The following is a 1,838-nucleotide window of genomic DNA, read 5'->3' on the forward strand; positions in this document are numbered from 1 at the left end:
GCTTCCGCCCCCGCAAGGACACAGGCAGCAGCGGACGAACGAACTCCCACTCCTCGTCAGACAGTTCATGGCGACGTGTCACCCGACCATGATCCACCACTCGACATCATTTGAAGACACCCCCTAGCAGCCGAGCTTGTTGTCAGCGGTGCGCCGTAGGGTGTCCAGCACGAGTGAGGTGGCCGGGACGCGCAGGTGCTCGCGCAGCACGTACGCGGCGATGCGGCGGCGGGACGGGGGAGCGAGCGGCCTGCCCACGACGTCCTGGTGGCGGAGGAAGTTCAGCACCAGGCTCGGCATCAGCGCGACGCCGAGGCCTTCGGCGACGAGGCTCTGCACCATCAGGTTGTCGTCGGTGGTGAAGGCGATGTCGGGTGCGAAGCCCTGTTCGGCGCATTCGTGCAGGAAGTTGACACGGCAGCGGCGGCAGCCGGCGATCCACCGTTCGCCGGCGAGGTCCGTCAGGGTGACGGTCCGGCGGCGGGAGAGGGGGTGGACGTGGGGCAGGAGGACGACCAGTTGGTCCTCCAGAAGGGGGATCTCGACCAGTTCCTCGGGGACTGCGGCGGTGGAGGCGTCGCCGCCGCCGGAGGTACCGGGGTAGGTGAAGGCGAGCGCGACGTCGCATTCGCCGCGCACGACGCGGGTGAGGGATTCGGGCGGTTCCTCCTCCGAGAGCTCGACGTCGACGCCGGGGTGCTGCCGCGCGAGGGCGGAGAGGGTGCCGGGGACAAGCGTGGCGTTGGCGCTGGGAAACGCGCACAGCCGGACCCGACCGGTCGCCAGCCTGGTGCGTGCCGCCATCTGCTGCCGGGCGACGGTCATCGTGTCGAGGATCGTCGTCGCGTGGCGGGAGAGCGTCTCGCCGGCCTCGGTGAGCCGCAGTCCGCGCCCGACGCGGACGAAGAGCGCCGTGCCCAACTCGCGCTCGAGCGCCTTCATCTGCTGGGTGATCGCCGGCTGGGTGTAGCCGAGGGAGCGGGCTGCGGCCGAGTAGGAGCCGGTGCGGACGACCTCCTGGAAGGTGCGCAGCCGTCTCGAATCGAACATCCGTGCATCATAAGGAGAAGTTGGGGTGAGGGGTGGGGGAGGTTTCGGCCGTCCGGGCGAGTGTCCGGCGCGCGGGCCGGCCGGGAGCCGGACTGAAGCCGGACGGAAGTCCAGCCCGGCCGGAAGCCGGTCGGCCGGCCGTTCGGCGGCCGGTCAGAAGAGGCCGTGCCACATCTGCTCGACGACGAGGGACCACCAGTTGTCGGGGTGGTCGAGCGCGGTCGGGTCGGTGGCCGCCAGCTGCTCCTGGAACGCGGCGATCTCCCGTCCGGCGCTGAACGGGTCGTTACCGGCGAGCCGTTGCCGCGTGCGGACGAGCAGCGCGAGACTGCGGGAGAGGGCGGTGACCGAGGAGTTGACGTGGCGGGTGGTCAGCTCGCCCCGGGGGGAGACCGAGCGGACGTGCCCGTCGGAGCGCCGGACGGTGAGGGCCGACGAACCGTCGCTGCCGACGAGGATCTCGTCGGCGAGCGCGGCGGGGACGGCGGCCGGTTCGACGCCGAGGGCGCGCAGCCAGGTCGCGGCGTCGGTGAACAGTCCGCCGGCCGGGGGCCTCTCGTCGCGGTCCGCGTGGAAGAAGTAGGGGATCTCGGTGGGGAGTCCGGCGGTGAGCAGTCCGGTGGTGGCGGACTCCGGGAGGTGGCGGCCCTCGAGCGCGGCTGCCTGGTGCCGCAGCACGTCCGGCTCGCCGAAGGTCTCCACGAGGAAGCGGTGGACCTCGGTCGCGTCGAGGGCCGGAGGACGGGACATACCTGAGGCGGCGGCGGGGGCCGGTACGCGTCTGGGGG

General features: G+C 71.8%; 2 protein-coding genes. Both read right to left on the reverse strand.

Annotated elements, in window-relative coordinates:
* Positions 1-123 precede the first annotated feature (123 nt).
* Positions 124-1,050, reverse strand: coding sequence for a LysR family transcriptional regulator (locus GL263_RS25940; protein WP_182858174.1), 927 nt, complete (start codon positions 1,048-1,050; stop codon positions 124-126).
* 153 nt (positions 1,051-1,203) lie between these two features.
* Positions 1,204-1,838, reverse strand: a 635-nt coding sequence (locus tag GL263_RS25945; RefSeq protein WP_228456833.1) for an SUKH-4 family immunity protein, incomplete at its 5' end; no start/stop codon positions are given.

The organism is Streptomyces durbertensis (assembly GCF_014156695.1).
Taxonomy (GTDB): Bacteria; Actinomycetota; Actinomycetes; order Streptomycetales; family Streptomycetaceae; genus Streptomyces; species Streptomyces durbertensis.